This is a genomic window from Mycobacterium sp. IS-1590 (assembly GCF_001500025.1).
GTDB lineage: Bacteria > Actinomycetota > Actinomycetes > Mycobacteriales > Mycobacteriaceae > Mycobacterium.
This window is the reverse complement of the sequence record NZ_LQIW01000049.1, coordinates 175,803-196,228: the sequence shown is the minus strand read 5'-3', so window position 1 is coordinate 196,228 and position 20,426 is coordinate 175,803. Positions and strand designations below refer to the sequence as shown.

Annotated in this window: 22 protein-coding genes; 7 read left to right on the top strand and 15 right to left on the bottom strand. The window is 68.6% G+C overall.

From position 1 onward, the window contains the following. The first annotated feature begins 20 nt into the window (after positions 1-20). Positions 21-275 (top strand): hypothetical protein, encoded by a 255-nt coding sequence (locus AU197_RS23250; RefSeq protein ID WP_064405859.1) that lies wholly within the window; start codon positions 21-23, stop codon positions 273-275. Here the strand turns inward: AU197_RS23250 and AU197_RS23245 are convergent. The 3 genes from AU197_RS23245 to AU197_RS23235 all read right to left on the bottom strand — a co-directional run bounded on the left by AU197_RS23245 (position 272) and on the right by AU197_RS23235 (position 3,846). Next, positions 272-562 (bottom strand): DUF7155 family protein, encoded by a 291-nt coding sequence (locus AU197_RS23245; RefSeq protein ID WP_231745168.1) that lies wholly within the window; start codon positions 560-562, stop codon positions 272-274. The genes AU197_RS23250 and AU197_RS23245 overlap by 4 nt on opposite strands. A 64-nt stretch (positions 563-626) precedes the next feature. Continuing rightward, the gene (gene dnaG, locus AU197_RS23240) at positions 627-2,558 is read right to left on the bottom strand and encodes a DNA primase (RefSeq protein ID WP_064405857.1); all 1,932 of its coding nucleotides are present in this window, start codon (positions 2,556-2,558) and stop codon (positions 627-629) included. A 31-nt stretch (positions 2,559-2,589) separates the two neighbouring features. Further along, positions 2,590-3,846, bottom strand: coding sequence for a deoxyguanosinetriphosphate triphosphohydrolase (locus AU197_RS23235; protein ID WP_064405999.1), 1,257 nt, complete (start codon positions 3,844-3,846; stop codon positions 2,590-2,592). A 59-nt stretch (positions 3,847-3,905) separates the two neighbouring features. Here AU197_RS23235 and AU197_RS23230 point away from each other — a divergent pair, with 59 nt between their 5' ends. Further along, entirely contained in the window at positions 3,906-5,912 is a 2,007-nt protein-coding gene (locus AU197_RS23230) for a TPM domain-containing protein (RefSeq protein ID WP_064405856.1), read from the top strand. 84 nt (positions 5,913-5,996) lie between these two features. Here AU197_RS23230 and AU197_RS23225 read toward each other — a convergent pair whose 3' ends face one another. Beyond that, a complete protein-coding gene (locus AU197_RS23225) occupies positions 5,997-7,391 on the bottom strand; it encodes a glycine--tRNA ligase (RefSeq protein ID WP_064405854.1) in 1,395 nt (464 codons plus the stop codon). Between the two features lie 156 nt (positions 7,392-7,547). On the opposite strand from AU197_RS23225, the gene AU197_RS23220 reads away from it, so the two are divergent. Together AU197_RS23220 and AU197_RS23215 are read left to right on the top strand one after the other, a co-directional pair. After that, positions 7,548-7,922 carry an ArsR/SmtB family transcription factor gene (locus tag AU197_RS23220; RefSeq protein ID WP_064405852.1) on the top strand — a complete coding sequence of 125 codons (375 nt, stop codon included), beginning with the start codon at positions 7,548-7,550 and terminating at the stop codon, positions 7,920-7,922. Continuing rightward, positions 7,919-8,329, top strand: a complete 411-nt coding sequence (locus AU197_RS23215) for a Fur family transcriptional regulator (RefSeq protein WP_064405850.1) — start codon at positions 7,919-7,921, stop codon at positions 8,327-8,329. The genes AU197_RS23220 and AU197_RS23215 overlap by 4 nt, the downstream gene beginning before the upstream one ends. Here the strand turns inward: AU197_RS23215 and AU197_RS23210 are convergent. The 3 genes from AU197_RS23210 to recO are packed head-to-tail and all read right to left on the bottom strand — an operon-like array spanning position 8,318 to position 10,458. Further along, positions 8,318-8,743 (bottom strand): hypothetical protein, encoded by a 426-nt coding sequence (locus AU197_RS23210; RefSeq protein ID WP_064405849.1) that lies wholly within the window; start codon positions 8,741-8,743, stop codon positions 8,318-8,320. The two genes, AU197_RS23215 and AU197_RS23210, sit on opposite strands and share 12 nt — an antisense overlap. 22 nt (positions 8,744-8,765) lie before the next feature. Further along, a complete protein-coding gene (locus AU197_RS23205) occupies positions 8,766-9,668 on the bottom strand; it encodes a decaprenyl diphosphate synthase (protein ID WP_064405847.1) in 903 nt (300 codons plus the stop codon). After that, the gene (gene recO / locus AU197_RS23200; protein ID WP_064405845.1) at positions 9,598-10,458 is read right to left on the bottom strand and encodes a DNA repair protein RecO; all 861 of its coding nucleotides are present in this window, start codon (positions 10,456-10,458) and stop codon (positions 9,598-9,600) included. The genes AU197_RS23205 and recO overlap by 71 nt, the downstream gene beginning before the upstream one ends. 63 nt (positions 10,459-10,521) lie before the next feature. Here recO and AU197_RS23195 point away from each other — a divergent pair, with 63 nt between their 5' ends. Next, the gene (locus AU197_RS23195) at positions 10,522-12,042 is read left to right on the top strand and encodes an amidase (RefSeq protein ID WP_064405844.1); all 1,521 of its coding nucleotides are present in this window, start codon (positions 10,522-10,524) and stop codon (positions 12,040-12,042) included. Positions 12,043-12,053: 11 nt separating this feature from the next. Next, entirely contained in the window at positions 12,054-12,602 is a 549-nt protein-coding gene (locus tag AU197_RS23190) for a CAP domain-containing protein (protein ID WP_064405840.1), read from the top strand. Between the two features lies 1 nt (position 12,603). On the opposite strand, the gene era is transcribed toward AU197_RS23190, so the two are convergent. From era to hrcA, 8 genes are all read right to left on the bottom strand, one after another. Beyond that, a complete protein-coding gene (gene era, locus AU197_RS23185) occupies positions 12,604-13,518 on the bottom strand; it encodes a GTPase Era (protein WP_064405838.1) in 915 nt (304 codons plus the stop codon). Next, a complete protein-coding gene (locus AU197_RS23180) occupies positions 13,515-13,841 on the bottom strand; it encodes a cytidine deaminase-like protein (protein ID WP_064347603.1) in 327 nt (108 codons plus the stop codon). Before AU197_RS23180 ends, era begins: the two co-directional genes overlap by 4 nt. 6 nt (positions 13,842-13,847) lie before the next feature. Continuing rightward, positions 13,848-15,167, bottom strand: a complete 1,320-nt coding sequence (locus AU197_RS23175; RefSeq protein WP_064405836.1) for a hemolysin family protein — start codon at positions 15,165-15,167, stop codon at positions 13,848-13,850. Beyond that, positions 15,164-15,700, bottom strand: coding sequence for an rRNA maturation RNase YbeY (gene ybeY, locus AU197_RS23170; RefSeq protein WP_064347598.1), 537 nt, complete (start codon positions 15,698-15,700; stop codon positions 15,164-15,166). The genes AU197_RS23175 and ybeY overlap by 4 nt, the downstream gene beginning before the upstream one ends. An 8-nt stretch (positions 15,701-15,708) precedes the next feature. After that, the gene (locus tag AU197_RS23165) at positions 15,709-16,752 is read right to left on the bottom strand and encodes a PhoH family protein (RefSeq protein WP_064405834.1); all 1,044 of its coding nucleotides are present in this window, start codon (positions 16,750-16,752) and stop codon (positions 15,709-15,711) included. A gap of 105 nt (positions 16,753-16,857) precedes the next feature. Beyond that, the gene (locus tag AU197_RS23160) at positions 16,858-17,598 is read right to left on the bottom strand and encodes a 16S rRNA (uracil(1498)-N(3))-methyltransferase (RefSeq protein WP_064405832.1); all 741 of its coding nucleotides are present in this window, start codon (positions 17,596-17,598) and stop codon (positions 16,858-16,860) included. A 98-nt stretch (positions 17,599-17,696) separates the two neighbouring features. Next, positions 17,697-18,842 carry a molecular chaperone DnaJ gene (dnaJ, locus tag AU197_RS23155; protein ID WP_064405831.1) on the bottom strand — a complete coding sequence of 382 codons (1,146 nt, stop codon included), beginning with the start codon at positions 18,840-18,842 and terminating at the stop codon, positions 17,697-17,699. 34 nt (positions 18,843-18,876) lie between these two features. After that, positions 18,877-19,908, bottom strand: coding sequence for a heat-inducible transcriptional repressor HrcA (gene hrcA / locus AU197_RS23150; protein WP_064405829.1), 1,032 nt, complete (start codon positions 19,906-19,908; stop codon positions 18,877-18,879). Between the two features lie 189 nt (positions 19,909-20,097). Between hrcA and AU197_RS23145 the strand changes: the two genes are divergently transcribed. Next, positions 20,098-20,424 carry a type II toxin-antitoxin system VapB family antitoxin gene (locus tag AU197_RS23145; RefSeq protein ID WP_064405828.1) on the top strand — a complete coding sequence of 109 codons (327 nt, stop codon included), beginning with the start codon at positions 20,098-20,100 and terminating at the stop codon, positions 20,422-20,424. The last annotated feature ends 2 nt before the right edge of the window (positions 20,425-20,426 follow it).

Sequence of the window (20,426 nt, the reverse complement as noted above, 5' to 3'; positions counted from 1 at the left end):
CGTCGTCTGGAAGGGACCCCGTGATCGGGTATTTCGTCGTATTGGGTGTCGGCTATGTACTCGGCTCGAAGGCCGGCCGCCGCCGATATGAACAGATCGCCGGCACCTACAAGGCAGTCACCGAGAGCCCCGCGGCCAAAGCGGTGCTCGATGCCGGAAGGCGCAAGATCGCCGACCGGGTCTCACCGGATCCACCGATGATCAGGTTGACCGAGATCGACAACGGAACCGAGGTCATCGCCCCCGAGACCGCCCAGGTGAGGAAGGTCCGTTAGCGGTACGGATCGGTGATCGTCTGGCCCGGGACCAACGGGCCCGTGTTGACGCCGGCCTGCCCCTGATTGAGGCCGATGTCGGGTGTGCCGACGTTGATGCCGTTGCCGTTGGAGACGCCGAGGCAGCGGCCGTCCTCCTTGTTCCCGAACCACGCCAGGCACTGGCTGAGCGGTGGGGCTGCATCGGATTCGGACAGCACGGATGCGGCGAGCGGCGCCGCAACCGCGGCCACCGCGAACGCGCCTGCGGCGACGATGCGTCGCGCCCGGTTGTTGGTCGATGTCACGTGCACGCCTTCCTGACCGTTCCCACGGTTGTATAGCGCGCCCACCTTATCGCGTTACCGGGGACTACGCAGAGATGTCGTCTCCGCTGGCCTGCTCGAGCAGGCTGCGCCGATACGCCTCCATCGCGACCAGGTCCCCGAACAGCGCGTGGTACTCGTCGCCCTGCTCGACCGGTGACATGCGCTGGAGTTTCGACTTGACCTCGGCGATCTGCCGCCCCACCCAGACCTCCTGCAGCCGGGCCAGGACCCCGCCGATGTAGCGCGGCAACCGCTCGTCGTCGTCGACGTTGATGGCTTCGACGCCGAGTTCGTTGACCAGGTTCGCCGCGGCGGGCGTCTCGGTCTGCGTCCGAACCGTCTCGATCCACTCCGCGCCCGACTGGCCGGTGGATGTGCCACCGGCGGCGTCCACGGCCGCACGCACCGCGGCGTAACCCGGGTGCGTGAAGCTCTCCACCGTCAGCGAGTCGAACACCGGTCCGGCGAGCGCCGGATACTGCAGCGCGGCTTTGAGCGCTTCGCGCTGTGGCCACAGCGTCGGGTCCGCGGGGTCGGGCCGCGAACCCGGATCAGGAGTGCGCGGCCTGCGTGGCTGCACCTGCTCGCCTGCGGCGCGCCTGCGACCGGCGCGTTCGGGCATCCCCCGCTTCTGCGCCTCCTCGCGCACCCGCGTGAGCACCTGACCCTCGTCGGCCCAGCCGACCCAGCCCGTCAGCCGCCGCGCGTACTCGTCGCGCAGCATCGGTTCCTTGATGCGGGCCACCATCGGCACGCACCGGCGCAGGGCGGCGACCCGGCCCTCGGCGCTGTCGAGGTCGTGTTCGGCCAGCGCGGTGCGAATGGCGAACTCGAACAACGGCGTTCGACGTGCCACCAGGTCGCGTAGCGCACCGTCACCGAAATGAAGCCGGATGTCACACGGATCCATCCCGGCCAGTTTGTCTTCTGAAGCCACCGCGACGAACGACTGGCCAGCCAGGTTCTGTTCACCCTCGAACGCCTTGATCGCGGCGGCACGACCCGCGGCGTCGCCGTCGAAGACGTAGATCAGCTCGCCGCGAAAGAAGTTGTCGTCCATCATGAGTCGACGCAACATCGACAGGTGCTCGTCGCCGAACGCGGTTCCGCACGACGCGACCGCGGTCGTCACCCCTGCCAGATGCATCGCCATCACATCGGTGTAGCCCTCGACCACGACGGCCTGATGCCCCTTGGCGATGTCGCGTTTGGCCAGGTCCAACCCGAACAGCACCGACGACTTCTTGTACAGAACCGTTTCGGGGGTGTTGACGTACTTGGCCTCCATCGGGTCGTCGTCGAAGATCCGGCGTGCGCCGAAACCGATCACCTCGCCGCCACTGGCCCTGATCGGCCACAGCAGCCGGCGGTGAAACCGGTCCATCGGGCCGCGTTTGCCCTCCCGGGACAGCCCTGCCGCCTCGAGCTCCTTGAACTCAAAACCCTTGCGCAGCAGATGCTTTGTCAATGTGTCCCAGCCTGACGGCGCGAAACCGCAGCCGAACCGTTGGGCCGCGTGGCCGTCGAAGTTGCGCTCGATCAAATACTGCCGCGCCGGTGCGGCCTCGTCGGACTCCAGCGCCGCCGCGTAGAACTCCTGCGCTGCCGCGTTGGCGGCCAGCAACCTGCTGCGGCTGCCGCGGTCGCGCCGCACATTGGTGGTCGAGGCGCCGGTGTAGGTGATCGTGTAACCGACGCGGTCGGCGAGCAGTTCGACCGACTCGACGAAGTTGACGTGCTCGATCTTCTGCACGAACGCGTAGACGTCGCCACCCTCACCGCAGCCGAAACAGTGGAAGTGGCCGTGGTTGGGCCGCACATGGAACGACGGCGACTTCTCGTCGTGGAACGGGCACAGCCCCTTGAGGGAGTCCGCGCCCGCGCGCCGCAACTGTACGTAGTCGCCGACGACGTCCTCGATGCGAACCTGGTCGCGGATGGCCGCGATGTCGCGATCAGGAATGCGGCCGGCCACCGGGCCAGTCTAGAGCGCCCCGGGCGGAAGCCTAGGCGGGTTCCAACCGCTCGAGACGGCCCTCGGTGAAGGACGCGACCTGGTCGATGACCACCCGCAGGCGGGCTCCGTCGTCACCGGCGGCGTTGAACGCCGGCACGAAGATCGGGTCGAGCGTCGCCGGCGCCCCCGCGGCGACCCACGCCACCACGCGGTGTACGCGTTCGCGCTGGCGGGCCTGCAGTTCCAGATGCCGGGGATCGGACATGATGAACTGCAGCGCCAAGATCTTGAGCACGGCGACCTCGGCCCGCACCAGATCCGGGACGCGCAGCTCGGCCTGGTAGCGGACCAGGGGGCCCCGGCCCGATTCCTCCCGGGTCGCTGCGATTGCCGCGGACGCGAACCGGCCGACGAGCTCACTGGTCAACTTCTTGAGCGCGACGGATGCGGCGAGCGTGCCGTCGTACTTACCCACGGCGGCCACGACCGGCAGGCTGGACAGCCGCGACGCGGCTGCCACCAGGTCGTCGGACCGCAGCCCGGCGCCCATCCCGCTCGACTCCCCGAGTCGACCCAATACCGCCGCCGCGTCGTTGTCGGCCAGCACCCGCATGTCGATGCGACCGGAGACCACCCCGTCCTCGACATCGTGCACCGAGTAGGCGACGTCGTCGGCCCAGTCCATGACCTGCGCCTCCAGGCAGGGTTTCTCGGCGGGCGCGTCGGCGCGCACCCAGTCGGCCACGGGCACGTCGTCCTCGTAGAAACCGAATTTCGCCTGCCGCGTCCCCCTACGCCACGGATACTTGGTGACGGCGTCCAGTGCGGCCCGGGTGAGGTTCAGCCCCGCACTACCGCCTTCTGCGTCAAGGGTTTTCGGCTCGAGGCGGGTCAGAATGCGGAAGTTCTGGGCGTTGCCCTCGAAGCCGCCGCAGTCGGCGGCGATCTCGTTGAGGGCACGCTCGCCGTTGTGGCCGTAGGGCGGGTGACCGATGTCGTGGGCCAGGCCTGCGAGGTCGACGAGGTCGGGGTCACAACCCAGGCCGATCGCCATGCCGCGGCCGATCTGGGCGACCTCCAGCGAGTGGGTCAGCCGGGTGCGCGGTGTCTCGCCCTGGCGCGGCCCGACCACCTGGGTCTTGTCGGCCAGTCGACGAAGCGCCGCGCAGTGCAGTACCCGTGCCCGGTCGCGCGCGAAATCGGTGCGGTGCTCGGTGTCGGTCCCCGGCAGCGCAGCACTCTTCGGCGATTCGGCCACCCATCGCCGGCGGTCGAACTCGTCGTAGGGATCTGCGTTGCCTGTCACCGACGGATAGTCTGCCAGCACCAACCGGCCCGACCGCGTCGCGCACTAGATTGGCGGGCATGCGCCTCGTCCGCTTGCTGACCCTCGTGCTCGCCTTGCTCACCGCCGGTGCGCTCATCGCGCCGACGGCGGCTGCCGAGCCACCGTTTCGACTGCCGGGCTACGTCACCGACAACGCGGGCGTCCTCGACAGCGCCGGTCGGGCGGAGGTGACCTCGGCGGTCGACTCGCTCTACAACAGCCGCAGGACCCGGTTGTGGGTCGTCTACGTCGACTCGTTCTCCGGTCAGTCGGCCGAGACGTGGGCGCGCAACACCATGCGCGTCAGCGACTTGGGTTCCTATGACGCGTTGTTGGCGGTGGCCACGGTCGACCGCTCATATGCCTTCCTGGTGCCCGACAGCGCAACGGAGTTGAGCTCGAGCCGGGTGGACAGCGTGCGGCGCAACGACGTCGAACCCGCGCTGCGCAGCGGCGACTGGGCCGGCGCGGCGGTCGCGGCGGCCGACGGGCTCGCCCGGTCGGGCAGCTCGGGGTCGAGTCTGAGTTGGGTCGGACTGCTCATCGCCCTGGGAGTGATCGCGTTCGCGGTGGTGGTGCTGATGATCTGGCGCCGACGACGGCAGCGCAAGCGTAGGGAGGCCGAGTTCGCCGCTGCGCGCAGAGTCGACCCGAGCGACCCGCAGGCACTGGCGGCGGTGTCACTGGACGCGCTCGACGACCTGTCGCGAGCGATGGTGGTCGAGGTCGACAACGCGGTGCGGACCAGCGACCACGAGCTGGAGTTGGCGGTCGAAGAGTTCGGCACCGCACGGACCGAGCCGTTCACGCGGGCGGTCAACAATGCGAAAACCACGCTCGCCCAAGCGTTCAATGTCCGCCAGATCCTCGATGACGCCATCCCCGAAACCCCGGCGCAGCGGCGCGACCTGCTGACCCGTGTGGTCGTCGCGGCGGCCAAGGCCGACCGAGAGCTCGACGCGCAGCGCGACGCGTTCACCGAGCTGCGAAACCTGGTGATCAACGCTCCGTCCAAACTCGACTCCATGACTCAGCGGGTGGTGGACATCACCGCTCGGCTCGAGCCGTCGCGCCAGAAACTGGCCGAGCTGCACAGAGAGTTCGATTCGACGGCGCTGAGTTCGGTTGCGGGCAACGTCGATGCGGCCAAGGAGCTGCTCGACTTCGCCGATGAGAGCATCGGCCGCGGGCGCGACCTTGCCGCCCGCCCGGTGCCGGGACGCCAGAGCGAGCTCGTCGAGTGTGTGCGTGCGGCGGAGTCGGCGTTGGTGCAGGCGCGCGGTCTGCTCGACGCGGTGGACAGCGCCGCCAGCGACATCCGTCGCGCCGCGGCCACGTTGCCCGCGGCGATCGAGGACATCCAGAACGGCATCAAGCAGGCCGGCGCCTTGCTGCAGCAGGGCAACGTGCCGCAGGCCGCGCAACTGGCCGAGGCGCGCGATGCGGCAGCGGCCGCCGTCGCCGCCGCGCAGCGCTCGAAAGCCGCTGACCCACTGGGTACTTTCACCGAACTGACGAAGGCCGACGCCGATCTGGACCGGCTGCTGGCCGCCGTCGAACAGGAGCGAGAGGCCGCCGAACGGCTCAACCGAGCGCTGGACGAGGCGCTGTTCACGGCGCGCTCGCGGGTGAGGTCGGTGTCGGACTTCATCGACACCCGTCGCGGCATCGTCGGCCCCGAGGCCCGGACCCGCTTGGCCGAGGCCGTCCGCCAGATCGGCGCAGCCGAAGAGAGGCGGGCCACCGAACCGGCCGAGGCCGTCAAACACGCCAACGGCGCCGCGATGCTCGCATCACAGGCGCAGAACCTGGCCAACGCCGATGTTCAGAATGCGCAGAGTTCCTACATGGGCCCGTTCGGCGGCGGCGGCCGCGGCGGTGGGGGCAATATGGGCGCGATCATCGGCGGCATCCTCATCGGCAACATCCTCAGCGGCGGAATGCGCGGGGGATTCGGCGGATTCGGCGGTGGCGGATTCAGCCCCGGTTCGTTCGGCGGCTCCGGTGGCGGAGGCGGGATGTTCGGCGGCGGGGGGCGCTTCTAGGTTGCTCGGCTCGCGCGAGCGACCGCGAGGTGTCACAGTCTCGCGGCGTGTTGCGGACAAACACGGGCGCTCGCGGTAGTGGGCTTAGCAGCCTTTGAGGCGGGCGGCGAGGTAGTCGCTGACGTTGTCGAGTGACACCCGGTCCTGTGTCATCGCGTCGCGCTCGCGGACCGTGACGGCGTGATCCTCGAGCGTGTCGAAGTCGACCGTCACGCAGAACGGGGTGCCGATCTCGTCCTGGCGGCGGTAGCGCCGCCCGATCGCGCCCGCGTCGTCGAATTCCACGTTCCAGCACTTGCGCAGGTCCGCGGCGAGGTCGCGCGCCTTCGGCGAGAGTGCCTCGTTGCGCGACAACGGCAGCACCGCGGCCTTGACCGGCGCAAGCCGCGGGTCCAGCCGCAACACGGTTCGCTTGTCGACGCCGCCCTTGGCGTTGGGCGCCTCGTCCTCGGCGTAGGCGTCGACCAGGAACGCCATGAACGAGCGCGTCAGCCCGGCCGCCGGTTCGATCACGTACGGGACGTAGCGGGTGTCGTTGGCCTGGTCGTAGTAGGACAGGTCGACACCGGAATGCTTTGAGTGCGTGGACAAGTCGAAGTCGGTGCGGTTCGCGACACCCTCCAGCTCACCCCACGGGTTGCCCTGGAAGCCGAACTTGTACTCGATGTCGACGGTGCGGTCGGAATAATGCGACAGCTTCTCCTTGGGATGCTCGTAGAGCCGGAGGTTGTCGCGGTCGATGCCCAGCTCGACGTACCACTGCAGCCGCTCGTCGATCCAGTACTGGTGCCACTCGCGTGCGCTCGACGGCTCGACGAAGAACTCCATCTCCATCTGCTCGAACTCGCGGGTGCGGAAGATGAAGTTGCCGGGCGTGATCTCGTTGCGGAAGCTCTTGCCGGTCTGCGCGATACCGAACGGCGGCTTCTTACGTTGTGTGGTCACCACATTGGTGAAGTTGACGAAGATGCCCTGGGCAGTCTCCGGCCGCAGATAGTGCAGGCCCTCCTCGGTCTCGATCGGCCCGAGGTAGGTCTTGAGCATCATGTTGAAGTCGCGCGGTTCGGTCCACTGGCCCTTGGTCCCGCAGTCCGGGCAGGCGATTTCGCTCATCGCCACGGATTCGGGATCCTCGATCCCCTTTTTCTCGGCGTAGTTCTCCTGCAGGTGATCCTGCCGATGGCGCTTGTGGCAGTTGAGGCATTCGACGAGCGGATCGTTGAACACGTCGACGTGTCCGGACGCCACCCATACCTCGCGAGGCAGGATGATCGACGAGTCCAGGCCCACGACGTCGTCGCGGCTGGTCACCACCGACCGCCACCACTGACGCTTGATGTTCTCCTTGAGTTCCACCCCGAGCGGGCCGTAGTCCCACGCCGACTTGGTGCCGCCGTAAATCTCCCCCGCCTGGTAGACCAAACCGCGCCGCTTCGCCAGGTTCGCAACTGTGTCGATGATCGAGGAAGAGTGAGCCACGACTGCATAGCCTAGCGACACCCTCACCGCCGCCGAGCGACCGCAGTTGGCCGGCGACACGCCGCAATTTCGGGGGCAGACGCGGTCGCTCGCGCCGAGGTGGGGGGCCGCGATGCGGCGTTGACATGCATGGAAGCGCATGTATTGTTGGCCGTAATGAAAATCGTTTCCACTTTGGCCGAGGGACGCGTCGTCGCCGAGGACGCCCACGACCACGGCGGCGCCCCGTATCCCGACCTGCCCTCGCGCGATGTGCTCGACACCTCCGGTGACCTGCTGCGCGCGTTGGCCGCCCCGGTGCGGATCGCGATCGTGCTGCAGTTGCGGGAGTCGGCGCGCTGCGTGCACGAGCTCGTCGACGCGCTGGCGGTGCCCCAACCGCTGGTGAGCCAGCACCTGCGCATTCTGAAGGCCGCGGGCGTCGTCGCCGGTGAGCGCTCCGGTCGCGAGGTGATGTACCGCCTCGTCGATCATCACCTCGCCGACATCGTCGTCGCGGCGGTGACGCACGCGGCCGAGGCCGACGAGTGAACACGACCGGAGTGCGCGCGACCCGACAACGCGCGGCCATCGCGGACCTGCTGGAGAACGTCGAGGAGTTCCGCTCGGCCCAGGAACTGCACGACGAGCTGCGGCGGCGCGGCGAGGGTATCGGGCTGACCACCGTGTACCGCACCCTGCAACAGATGGCGGCGGCCGGCGTCGTCGACACGTTGCGCACCGACACCGGCGAGTCGGTGTACCGCCGCTGTTCGGAGGACCACCACCACCACCTGGTCTGCCGTGCGTGCGGCTCGACGGTGGAGATTCAAGGCGGCGACGTCGAGACCTGGGCGGCCGACATCGCCCGGCAGCACGGCTTCTCCGATGTCAGCCACACGATCGAAATCTTCGGCGTCTGTGTCCAGTGCGCAGCGACGAACGGTTCAGCCGACTAACGCCCGACGCACCTCGGCGCCGGTGGCCAGCACCATGAGGATCAGCGTGCGCAGCGCGTCATCGGTCAGCCCGGCGGCCGGAAAGTTGTAGCGCAGCAGCACATCCGCGGCTTTCTTGGAGTTGCGTTTGGCCCCGGCGGCCACCTGTTTCGGCGCACTCTTGGAGGTCAGCGACACCGTACCCAGCAGCGTGTTGTGGGCGTGTTCGGCGACCGCGGCGCGCAGTTTGGCGTCCAGCGGCAGATCCCAGGCCAGAATCTGGGTGAGCGACACCAATTCCAGGCCCTCGGCGATCGGAACCGTGCGCAGCGAGGCGAAGGTCTCGTCGTGGTGGACGGTGAGCGCCCCGTCGGCCTCTCGCGTCACCGGCAGCACACCGTCGAGGATCTCGCCGAGCCGCTCCTGCAGTGCCATCAGGCTCTTCCGCTCAGGTACATCATTCGGCTCTGCCGAAGCGACGGTTGCGGTTGACGTACTCCTCGCAGGCGGCCCACAGGTCGCGGCGGTCGTAATCCGGCCACAACTTGTCCTGGAACACGAACTCGGCGTAGGCGGCCTGCCAGAGCAGGAAGTTGCTGGCACGCTGCTCTCCCGACGTCCGGATGAACAGGTCGACGTCGGGGATGTCGGAGCGGTGCAGGTGCTTGGCGAACGTCGCTTCGCTGATGCGGTCCGGCTTGATCTTGCCGTCGGCGGCCAGGCGCGCGAGCTCACGGGTCGCCTCGACGATCTCGGTGCGCCCGCCGTAGTTGACGCAGTAGTTGATCGTGATGACGTCGTTGCCGACGGTCATCTGCTCGGCGATGTCGAACTCCTTGATCACGCTGCGCCACATGCGGGGCCGCGAGCCGACCCAGCGCATCCGCACGCCCATGTCGTTGAGGTTCTCCCGGCGGCGACGCACCACCTCCCGGTTGAAACCCATCAGGAAGCGCACCTCTTCGGTGCTGCGTTTCCAGTTCTCGGTGGAGAACGCGTACACGGTCAGGTGTTTGATGCCGATTTCGATTGCCCCGCAAGTGATGTCGATGAGGACGGCCTCACCCATCTTGTGCCCCTCGGTGCGGTGCAGGCCGCGTTGGGTGGCCCAGCGCCCGTTGCCGTCCATGACGACCGCGACGTGCTTGGGCACCTGGTCGGCCGGGATCCGCGGCGCGGCCTCCTTCGACGTGTGCTGGGGCGGGCGCGCGAACCGGCCGTTGGTGCCCGCGGGGATCTCGGGAAAGACGACGGGCCACGTCGACTTGTCCGGGAACGTGGGATAGTCGTCAGGCGCCGGAGGCAGCTGTGGGTAGGTCGGCGGAGCCTTCTTCCTCCGCCCATCCCGTTCGCTTGCCATGTGGCACATCCTGCCCGACCACCGACGCCTGCAGGTCGCCGACACTCCTATCCACCCGGTACACCCGTTCCACCAGCGGCAACGTCCGCAATTGGCGCTCCAAATGCCACTGCAGATGCGCGGCCACCAGGCCGCTGGCCTGGCTGCGGTGCGACGGGGTCGACGTCTCGGCGTACTCCCAGTCCCCGTCGTGCAGCGCGGCCATCAGGTCCAACACCGCCTGGGGCGGCGTCACCGACCCGGAGGGCCGGCAGTGCACGCATACGCTGCCCCCGGCCGCCACGTGAAAAGCCCGGTGCGGACCCGGCGCGGCACAGCGGGCGCAGTCGGTCAACGCCGGGGCCCAACCCGCGATCCCCATGGCGCGCAACAGGTACGCGTCCAACACCAGCTCACGGGGACGGCCACCGTCGGCCACCGCCCGCAGCGCGGCCACCGTCAGCCGGTGCAGCGCGGGCACCGGGGCGCGCTCCTCGCCGGCCAGGCGTTCGGCGGTCTCGAGCACCGCGCAGGCGCAGGTGTAGCGGCCGTAGTCGCTGACGATGTCGGAGGCGAACGCGTCGATGGCCTGCACCTGGGTGACGATGTCGAGGTTGCGGCCCGGGTGCAGCTGAACGTCGATGTGCGCGAACGGCTCCAGCCTGGCGCCGAACTTGCTGCGGGTGCGCCGCACCCCCTTGGCCACGGCCCGCACCAACCCGTGATCGCGGGTGAGAAGTGTCACGATGCGGTCGGCCTCGCCGAGCTTGTGCTGGCGCAGCACCACCGCCCGGTCCCGATACAGCCGCATCGGTTCAGTCTCCCACTGCGGTCCGTCAGATTCCGATCCGCACCGCCGATAAGCTTCTACTCGATGGTCAAAAACACGCGCTTCCCCACCCTCACTCAACAGCTCTTCCAGCTCGCGAGCGGCTCTGTGACGTCGGTGGAACTGGTTGCGCGCTCGCTCGACGCCATCGCGGCCAGCCAGCCGACGCTCAACGCGTTCCGCGTCGTGTTCACCGAGCAGGCGCTGGCCGACGCCGCCCGCGCCCACCGCAAACGCGCCGCGGGCCAGGATCTTTCGAAGTATCCGCTCTGCGGCATCCCGATCGCGGTAAAAGATGACGTCGACGTCGCGGGCTATCCGACCAGGTTCGGCGCCGACGGTGACGTGCGCCCCGCCACCCGGGACGCCGAGGTGGTGCGGCGGTTGAAGGCCGCAGGCGCGGTCATCGTCGGCAAGACCAACACCTGCGAACTGGGTCAGTGGCCGTTCACCAGCGGGCCCGCGTTCGGCCATACCCGCAACCCGTGGTCGCGTGACCACACGCCCGGCGGTTCCTCCGGCGGCAGCGCCGCGGCGGTGGCGGCCGGGCTGGTGACCGCCGCGATCGGTTCCGACGGGGCGGGCAGCGTGCGCATCCCCGCCGCGTGGACACATCTGGTCGGTATCAAACCGCAGCGCGGCCGCATCTCGACATGGCCGCTGCCCGAGGCGTTCAACGGGATCACGGTCAACGGGGTGCTGGCGCGCACCGTCGCCGATGCGGCGCTGGTGCTCGACGCCGCGTCCGGCAACGTCGCAGGCGATCGCCATCAGCCGCCGCCGGTCAAGGTTTCGGAATACGTGGCTCAGGCGCCCGGTCCCCTGCGGATCGCGATGTCGACGAAGTTTCCGTTCACCGGTTTCCGGGCCAAACTGCACCCGGAGATCCAGGCAGCGATGTCCGTCGTCGCCGCTCAGCTCGAGGACCTCGGGCACAGCCTGTTCGCCGCCGATCCCGACTACAGCCTCGAGATGTCGTGGAACTTCCTGTCCCGCTCCACGTCCGGGCTGCTGGACTGGGCGGACCGGCTCGGTCACGGCGTCACACTGGACAAACGGACCAAAGCCAACCTGCGCACCGGCCGGCTGCTGTCGGAGCACGTGCTGCGCAAGGCCCGCGCCCGCGAGGCTCGCGCGCACCGCCGCATCGGATACATCTTCAACATCGCCGATGTGGTGCTGGCGCCGACGACCGCGCAGCCACCGCCGAAGGTGCACGAGTTCGACGAGCTCGGCGGGCTGGCCACCGACCGCACGATGATCAAGGCGTGCCCGGTGACCTGGCCGTGGAATCTGCTGGGCTGGCCGTCGATCAACGTGCCGGCCGGGTTCACCTCCGAGGGTCTGCCGATCGGCGTTCAGCTGATGGGTCCGGCCAACAGCGAGCCGTTGTTGATCTCGCTGGCCGCGGAGCTTGAAGCGATCAACGGCTGGACGGTGCGCCAGCCCGAGCCGTGGTGGTTTCCCGCACCCGCGCCCGACCCCGAGCCCGCCGCGGCCTCCGACGAGCCGGTAGCGGCCCGCGATCGGCGCGAACCCGACGACGTCTCCGAGGAGGTCGCGTAGAGTCTGCGGGCATGAGAGCGCTGGGTTACGCGTGCGCATTTCCGGTTCTGGGGCTGGTGGGCGGCTTGGTGGCTGGAGTTCCGACCGCGGCCGCTGACAACAAGCGGTTCAACGACGGTGTGGTGGCCAACGTCTACACCGTGCAGCGACAGGCCGGCTGCGACACCGACATCAAGATCAACCCGAAGCTGCGCCTGGCCGCCGAATGGCACACCAACGACGTGCTCAACAACCGCGCACTCGGCGGCGACATCGGGTCGGACGGGAGCACGGTGGCCGACCGTGCGCGCAACGCCGGCTACGCGGGTGCGGTGACCGAGACGGTGGCGATCAACCCGGCACTGGCGATGAGCGGTATCGAGTTGATCAACCAGTGGTATCACCGGCCGGACTACAAGGCGATCATGGCCGATTGCTCGAACGTCGACATCGGTGTGTGGTCGGCGAACGCGATCGACCGCACGGTGGTGGTGGCGGTCTACGGCAAGGGCGACGGGGCCCCGCCGGCGCACGGCCCGGGACGGCCGTTCGGGGAGCCCGGCTCGGGCGCCCAGAGCTGAGCTAGAAGCCCAGGCGGCCCAGTTGTTTCGGGTCGCGTTGCCAGTTCTTGGCGATCTTGACCCTCAGGTCGAGGTAGACCTTGGTGCCCAGCAGCTTTTCGATCTGCTGGCGCGCGGCGGTGCCGACCTCGCGCAACCTGGCCCCGCCCTTGCCGATGACGATGCCTTTCTGGCTTTCGCGTTCGACGAACAGGATGGCGTGCACGTCTATCAGTTCACCCTGCTCCGGTGTGCGGCCCTCCCGCGGGGAGACCTCCTCGATGACGACGGCCAGCGAGTGCGGCAGTTCGTCGCGCACACCTTCGAGCGCGGCCTCGCGGATCAGCTCGGCCATCAGGGTCTCCTCGGGCTCGTCGGTGAGCTCGCCGTCGGGGTAGAACGCCGGCCCCGGCGGCAGTTCGGAGGCCAGCACGTCGACGAGCACATCGAGGTTGTCGGCCGCGGTCGCCGACACCGGAACGATCTCGGTGTCGGGGCCGACCAGTTCGCTCACGGCGACCAATTGCGCCGCGACGCGGTCCTTGGACACCTTGTCGATCTTGGTGACGATCGCGACCAGCGTGGTCCTGGGGGCGACCGCGCGGATCTGGTCGTGGATCCAGCGGTCGCCGGGGCCGATCTTCTCGTCGGCGGGGATGCACCATCCGATGACGTCGACCTCGGAGTAGGTGTCCTTGACCAGGTCGTTGAGCCGCTGGCCGAGCAGCGTGCGCGGACGGTGCAGCCCCGGGGTGTCGACGAGCACGATCTGGAAGTTCTCCCGGTGCACGATTCCGCGGATGGTGTGCCGGGTGGTCTGCGGGCGGTTCGACGTGATCGCGACCTTGGTGCCGACCAGCGCGTTAGTCAAGGTCGACTTACCGGTGTTGGGCCGGCCGACGAAACAGACGAAGCCCGAACGGAATTCGTCGCTCACGGGTTTGACACCGGACGCCCGGATCGATCGGCGACGATCACCACCGCATCCGCCGACAGCTCGCGCACCGCCGCCACGCCCGCGTCGTCGGAGGATCCGCCGAGCACCACCGCGGCCTCCAGACCGGTCGCACCGCTGGACACCGCTGCGGCCACGGCGGCCTGTAAGGCGGTCAGTTCCAACGCCGTCAGCGCCACCGGAGCAGCCGCGTAGGTGCGCCCGTCGCGGTCCCGCACGGCGGCGCCGCTGCCCGCCTCGGCCCTCGCCATCGCCCCGCGCGCCAGCGTCACGAGCTTGGCGTCCTCACTGTCGAGGTCAGTCATTGTGCCTCACCGCTCTTCGCCCAAGCGTTCATTGTTGTCCTCGTCGTCTCCTTGGGCAGGTTCGGTGCGGCTGACCAGCACCGTGCCGATGCGCACCCGCCCACGGTGGTCCGGTCCGCCTTCTGCCTGCAGTCGCAACCCGTCCCACGTCACCTCCGCGCCCGGGAGCGGGACGCGACCGAGTTCCAGCGCGACGAGACCGCCGACGGTGTCCACGTCGAGATCGTCGTCGAACTCGATGTCGTAGAGCTCGCCGAGATCCTCGATCGGCAGCCGCGCCGAGACGCGATACCGGTTGTCCCCCAAGTCTTCTACGGGAACCACTTCGCCGGCGTCGTACTCGTCGACGATCTCGCCGACGATCTCCTCGAGCACATCCTCGATGGTGACCAGGCCGGCGATCGCACCGTACTCGTCGACCAGCAGCACCATGTGAACGCGGTCGCGTTGCATCTCGCGCAGCAGCTCGTCGAGCGGTTTGGAATCGGGTACGAACACCGGGCGCCGCATGACATCGGAAACCTTGGTGCCGCGACCGCCGTCGGTCGAGTAGTACGTCCGCTGCACGAGGTCCTTGAGGTACACGACACCCACGATGTCGTCGACGTTCTCCCCGATCACCGGGATACGGGAGTGGCCGCTGCGCACGGCGAGCGAGGTCGCCTGCCCCGCCGTCTTGTCGCTTTCGATCCACACCATCTCGGTGCGCGGCACCATCACCTCTCGTGCCGGAGTGTCACCGAGTTCGAACACCGACTGGATCATTCGCCGCTCGTCGTCGGCCACGACCCCGCGCTGCTGCGCCAGATCGACCACCTCGCGCAGTTCGATCTCGGAGGCGAACGGGCCGTTGCGGAATCCGCGACCCGGTGTCAGCGCGTTACCGATCAGCACCAGGAGCCGGCTGATCGGTGTCAGCAACACCGAAAGCGCTTGCAGCGGAAGGGCGGCGAGCAGGGCGATCGTGTAGGCGTGTTGTCTGCCGATTGTGCGGGGGCCGACGCCGATCACGACGAAGCTCACCACCACCATGATCGCGGCGGCGACGAACAACCCCCATGTGACGCCGAGATGGCCGTCGAGGTAGGCGGCCAACAACACCGTCGGCCCGACCTCGCAGGCGATGCGCAGCAGCACGATCAGGTTGATGTAGCGAGGGCGCTCGGCCATCACCCTGGCCAACCGCACCGCTCCCGGCCGTTCCTCGCGGACCAATTCCTCGACGCGCGCCATCGACACCGTGCTCAGCGCCGCGTCGATCGCCGCGAAAAGCCCGCCGAAGAAGACGAGGACGATCGCGAAGATCAGCTGCCCGACGCCGGTCACAGCTCGTCGAAGTATCGGGAGTTGTCCAGAAGCCGGCGTTCCTTCTCGGACTGGCGGTCCTGGTGGTAGGCCTCGACCTGGTCGGCGACCCACTCCTCGAGCAGTTGACGCTGCAGGGTGAACATCTCTTTTTCCTCCGCGGGCTCGGCGTGGTCATAGCCCAGCAGGTGCAATACCCCGTGCACGGTGAGCAGCGCCAGCTCCTGGCCCAGCGAATGCCCCGCCGCGGCGGCCTGATCGGCGGCGAACTGCGGGCACAGCGCGATGTCGCCCAGCATGGCCGGACCGGGTTCGGGCGCGTCGGGCCGGCCGCCGGGCTCCAACTCGTCCATGGGAAAGCTCATGACGTCGGTGGGACCGGGCAGATCCATCCACCGCATGTGCAGATCGGCCATCGCCGCGGTGTCGAGCAGCACCATCGACAATTCGGCCGCGGGGTTGACCTTCATCTTGCGGATGACGAAGCGGGCGACGCTGATCAATTCCTCTTCGGAGACGTCGATGCCCGACTCGTTGGACACCTCGATGCTCATATCGACCGCTACCGCCGGGACCGGGAGCCGGACGCGCGGCGCTGGGCCCGGTTCAGCTGCGTGGGTTCGTCGTGCCGCGCGTACGCGTCGACGATCTCCGACACCAACCGGTGCCGCACAACGTCGGCGCTGGTGAGCTCGGCGAAGTGGATGTCGTCGATGCCGTCGAGGATCCGCATCGCCGCGTGCAGGCCCGAAGCGGCCCCGCCGGGCAGGTCGACCTGCGTGATATCGCCTGTCACAACGATTTTCGAGTTGAAGCCGAGCCGGGTGAGGAACATCTTCATCTGCTCGGCGGTGGTGTTCTGCGCCTCGTCGAGGATGATGAACGCATCGTTCAAAGTGCGGCCACGCATGTACGCCAGCGGCGCGACCTCGATCACCCCGGCGCTCATCAGCTTCGGGATCAGCTCCGGGTCCATCATGTCGTGCAGCGCGTCGTAGAGCGGGCGCAGGTACGGGTCGATCTTCTCGCTCAGCGTGCCCGGCAGGAAGCCGAGCCGCTCACCGGCCTCCACGGCCGGCCGCGTGAGGATGATGCGCGACACTTGCTTGGACTGTAATGCGTTGACGGCCTTGGCCATCGCCAGATACGTCTTGCCGGTGCCGGCGGGTCCGATACCGAACACGATGGTGTGCGCATCGATGGCGTCGACGTAGCGCTTCTGGTTCAGCGTCTTGGGCCGGATGGTCTTGCCGCGCCGCGACAGGATGTCGAGGGTGAGCACCTCGGCGGGCGACTCGTTGCCGGTTCCGGTGAGCATCCCGACGCTGTGCCGCACGACGTCGGGGTTCAGGGCCTGGCCGTTGCTCACGATCGCGATCAGCTCGGAGATCACCCGTTCGGCCAGGGCGACGTCGGCGGGTTCGCCGGACAGGGTCAGCGCGTTGCCACGCACGTGGATGTCGGCCGCCAGGTCGCGCTCGAGCGCGCGCAGATTCTCGTCGGCGGAACCCAATAGGCCCACGACGAGGTCGGGCGGAATGTTGATGCTGCTGCGTACCGACTCAGAAGACTGATCAGAGTCAGCGGTCGTCTCGCGGGGCGTCAAGAGGGTTCAGTGCCTGCTTTCTGGTTCTGACCTGGCCGTTGCAGATGTCTGCGCACAGTTTACCGCTGGTCAGCGACACGACCCAATGCTCGAAGTGGCGGTGTATCACGACCACCGGCCGGTCAGCACGCCCAATGCCCCCAGCGCGACGGCCGCGGCCGTCGAAGTCCGCAGCACCGTGGGCCCCAGCCGCACGGCCGTCGCACCCGCGTCTGTCAGCGCTGCGAGCTCGTCGTCGGCGATCCCGCCTTCGGGTCCCACCACCAGGACCACCGCATCCGCCGCGGCCACCGCCACATCGGCGAGCCGCTGCGTCGCCGATTCGTGCAGCGCGAGCACGACGGCGTCACGATCGGTGAGCTCGTCGACCAGCTGGGCCGTCGAGACCGGCCCGCTGACCTCGGGGATGCGGGCCCGCCGCGATTGCCGGGCCGCCGAGCGGGCCACCGCACTCCACCGCCGCAGCCCCTTCTCGGCCTTGGCCGCCGAGTCCCACCGCGCCACGCAGCGCGCGGCCTGCCAGGCCACGAACGCATCCGCGCCCGCCTCGGTCGCCGATTCGATCGCCAACTCCGAGCGATCCGACTTGGGCAGCGCTTGCACGACGGTCACGGTCGGCGACGGGGGCGGTACGGAGCGCCGGTCCAGTACCCGCGCCGTCACTCTGCCCTTTGCGACCTCGCTGACCTCGCAGTGCGCCAGCTCCCCGGCGCCGTCGCCGAGCTGCAACCGCTCGCCGGGCCGGATGCGGCGCACATTGGCGGCGTGGAAGCCCTCGTCGCCCTCGACGACCGCGAGCTCACCGACCGCAGGCAGGGCGTCGACGTAGAACAGCCCCTGCGTCACGGCTTGTCGATCCGAGACTGTCCGGTTGGTTGTGGATCGCGGTTCGGCACAGCACGCAGCGCGGTCTCGCGCACAGCCCTCGGCATACCATTGCCCCGTCAGCGGCCGCTGAACGTCTCACGCAGCCTGCTGAACAGCCCCCCGCCGCTCGCGGCCGTCGGCTGCGCGGAGCGAACCTCGGCGACGTCGCGGGCCCGCTTCGCCTTGAGCTTGCGCAGCAGTTCGGCGTCCTCGCTGTCCAGCCGCGACGGCACCACCACGTCGATGTGCGCGTGCAGGTCGCCGCGCACCCCGGAGCGCAGATGCGGCATGCCGTGGCCGCGCAGCGTGACGACGGCGCCGGGCTGGGTGCCGGACGGGATCGCGATCTCGGTCGGCCCGTCGAGGATCGCGTCGACGGTGACGCTGGTGCCCAGCGCCGCGTCCACCATCGGCACCGAGACCGTGCAGTGCAGGTCGTCGCCGTCGCGCAGGAACGTGGCGTGCGGCTGCTCGTGCACCTCGACATACAGGTCGCCCGCGGGTCCCCCGCCCGGCCCCACCTCGCCTTGGGCCGCCAACCGCACCCGCATCCCGTCGCCGACGCCTGCCGGGATCTTCACGCTGATCTCCCGGCGGGCGCGCACGCGGCCGTCGCCGCCGCAGCGGTGGCAGGGATCCGGGATGACCTCACCCACGCCGCCGCACACCGGACAGGGCCGCGACGTCATGACCTGGCCCAGAAGGGAGCGCTGCACCGTCTGGATCTCGCCGCGACCGCCGCAGGTGTCACAGGCCACCGGGCTGGAGTTGCCGTGTGTGCCTTTGCCGTGGCACAGGTCGCACAACACCGCGGTGTCGACGGTGACCTGCTTGGTCACGCCGGTCGCGCACTCGGACAGGTCCAGCCGCATCCGCAGCAGCGAATCCGACCCCGGTCGCACCCGGCCGATCGGTCCGCGGGTGGCGCCGCCGCCGCCGAAGAACGCCTCGAAGACGTCGCCCAGGCCCCCGAACCCACCGGAGAACCCGGCTCCGTTCGACGCCGATTCCAATGGGTCACCGCCGAGATCGACGATGCGGCGCTTCTCCGGATCGCTGAGCACCTCGTAGGCGGCGCTGATGTCCTTGAACCGGGCCTGGGCCTGTTCGTCGGGATTGACGTCGGGATGGAGTTCGCGCGCCAACCTGCGATAGGCGCGCTTGATCTCCGCATCCGACGCGCCTTTGCTCACGCCGAGCAGCCCGTAATAGTCGCGTGCCACGCTGACTTGCCTGACCTTCCGCCTGTGCCGGTGGTTACCGGCTGCCTAAGACTTCCCCGATATAGAGAGCAACCGCAGCGACATTAGCGATAGTTCCCGGATAGTCCATTCGGGTGGGACCCAACACACCCATGCCGCCGTACACCTTGCCCGAACTGCCGTACGCGGTGGTCACCACGGAGGTGCCCGCCATCTCCTCGGCCTCGGTTTCATGGCCGATGCGCACGGTCACCTTGCCGGCCTCCTGCTGCGCCGCCAGCAGCCGCAGCACCACCACCTGCTCCTCGAGCGCCTCGAGCACCGAGCGCAGGGAGCCGCCGAAGTCGGCGGTGTTGCGGGTGAGGTTGGCGGTGCCGCCCAGCAGCAGCCGCTCCTCGCGGTGCTCGACGAGCGTCTCGACCAGCACGGTGGCCGACCGGCCGACCGCGTCAGCCAGCCCGCCGTGCCCGTCCAGTTGCGAGGCCAGGTCCGCCACCGCGATCGATGCCGCAGCCAGCGGTTTGCCCTCGAGCGCCTGGCCGAGCAGGTCGCGCAGCTTGGTGACGTCGTGCTCGTCGAGCGTGTCGCCCAACTCGACCATGCGCTGGTCCACGCGGCCGGTGTCGGTGATCACCACCAGCAGCAGCTTGGCCGGGGTGAGCGCAACCACCTCGAGATGGCGGACCGTGGAGGTCGACAGCGTCGGGTATTGCACGATCGCGACCTGGCGCGTCAGCTGCGCGAGCAGCCGCACGGCGCGGCGCAGCACGTCGTCGAGGTCGACCCCGGATTCGAGGAACGACAGGATCGCGCGGCGTTCCGACGACGACAGGGGTTTGATGTCGTCGATCCGGTCGACGAACTCGCGATAGCCCTTCTCGGTGGGCACGCGTCCGGAGCTGGTGTGGGGCTGGGTGATGTAGCCCTCGGCCTCCAGCACCGCCATGTCGTTGCGCACGGTCGCACTTGAGACGCCGAGGTTGTGCCGCTCGACGAGCGTCTTCGACCCGATCGGCTCCTTGGTGGCCACGAAGTCGGCGACGATCGCGCGCAGCACCTCGAACCGGCGGTCGTCGGCGCTACCCATGTCTGCTCACCTACCCCTCGAATCGCGTTGTCACCCATTTTAGGGGCACCAACAGCGCCGATAGCGCGCGAGCGGTCCTTCGACACGGGCGACGCGCACAACTGCGGTGCACTAACCTTGCTTGTTGTTGTCATCGTGAAATCACAGTCCGGGGAGGACTCGGGGGACGACTCGAAGGACGCTGGCCCGATGATCTTCAAGGGAGTCAGGGAGGGTAGGCCCTACCCCGACCACGGGTTGTCACACCGCCAATGGGCGCAGATCCCGCCGCGCCAGATCCGGCTCGACGAGTTGGTCACCACCACCACGGTGCTCGCCCTCGACCGACTGCTCTCCGAGGATTCGACGTTCTACGGCGACCTGTTCCCGCACGCGGTGCGCTGGAAGGGAATCATCTACCTCGAAGACGGGCTGCACCGGGCGGTGCGCGCCGCGCTGCGCAACCGCACGGTGCTGCACGCGCGGGTGTTCGACATGGACGTGCCCTCCCCAGCCCACGGATGGGCCCAGGCATAACG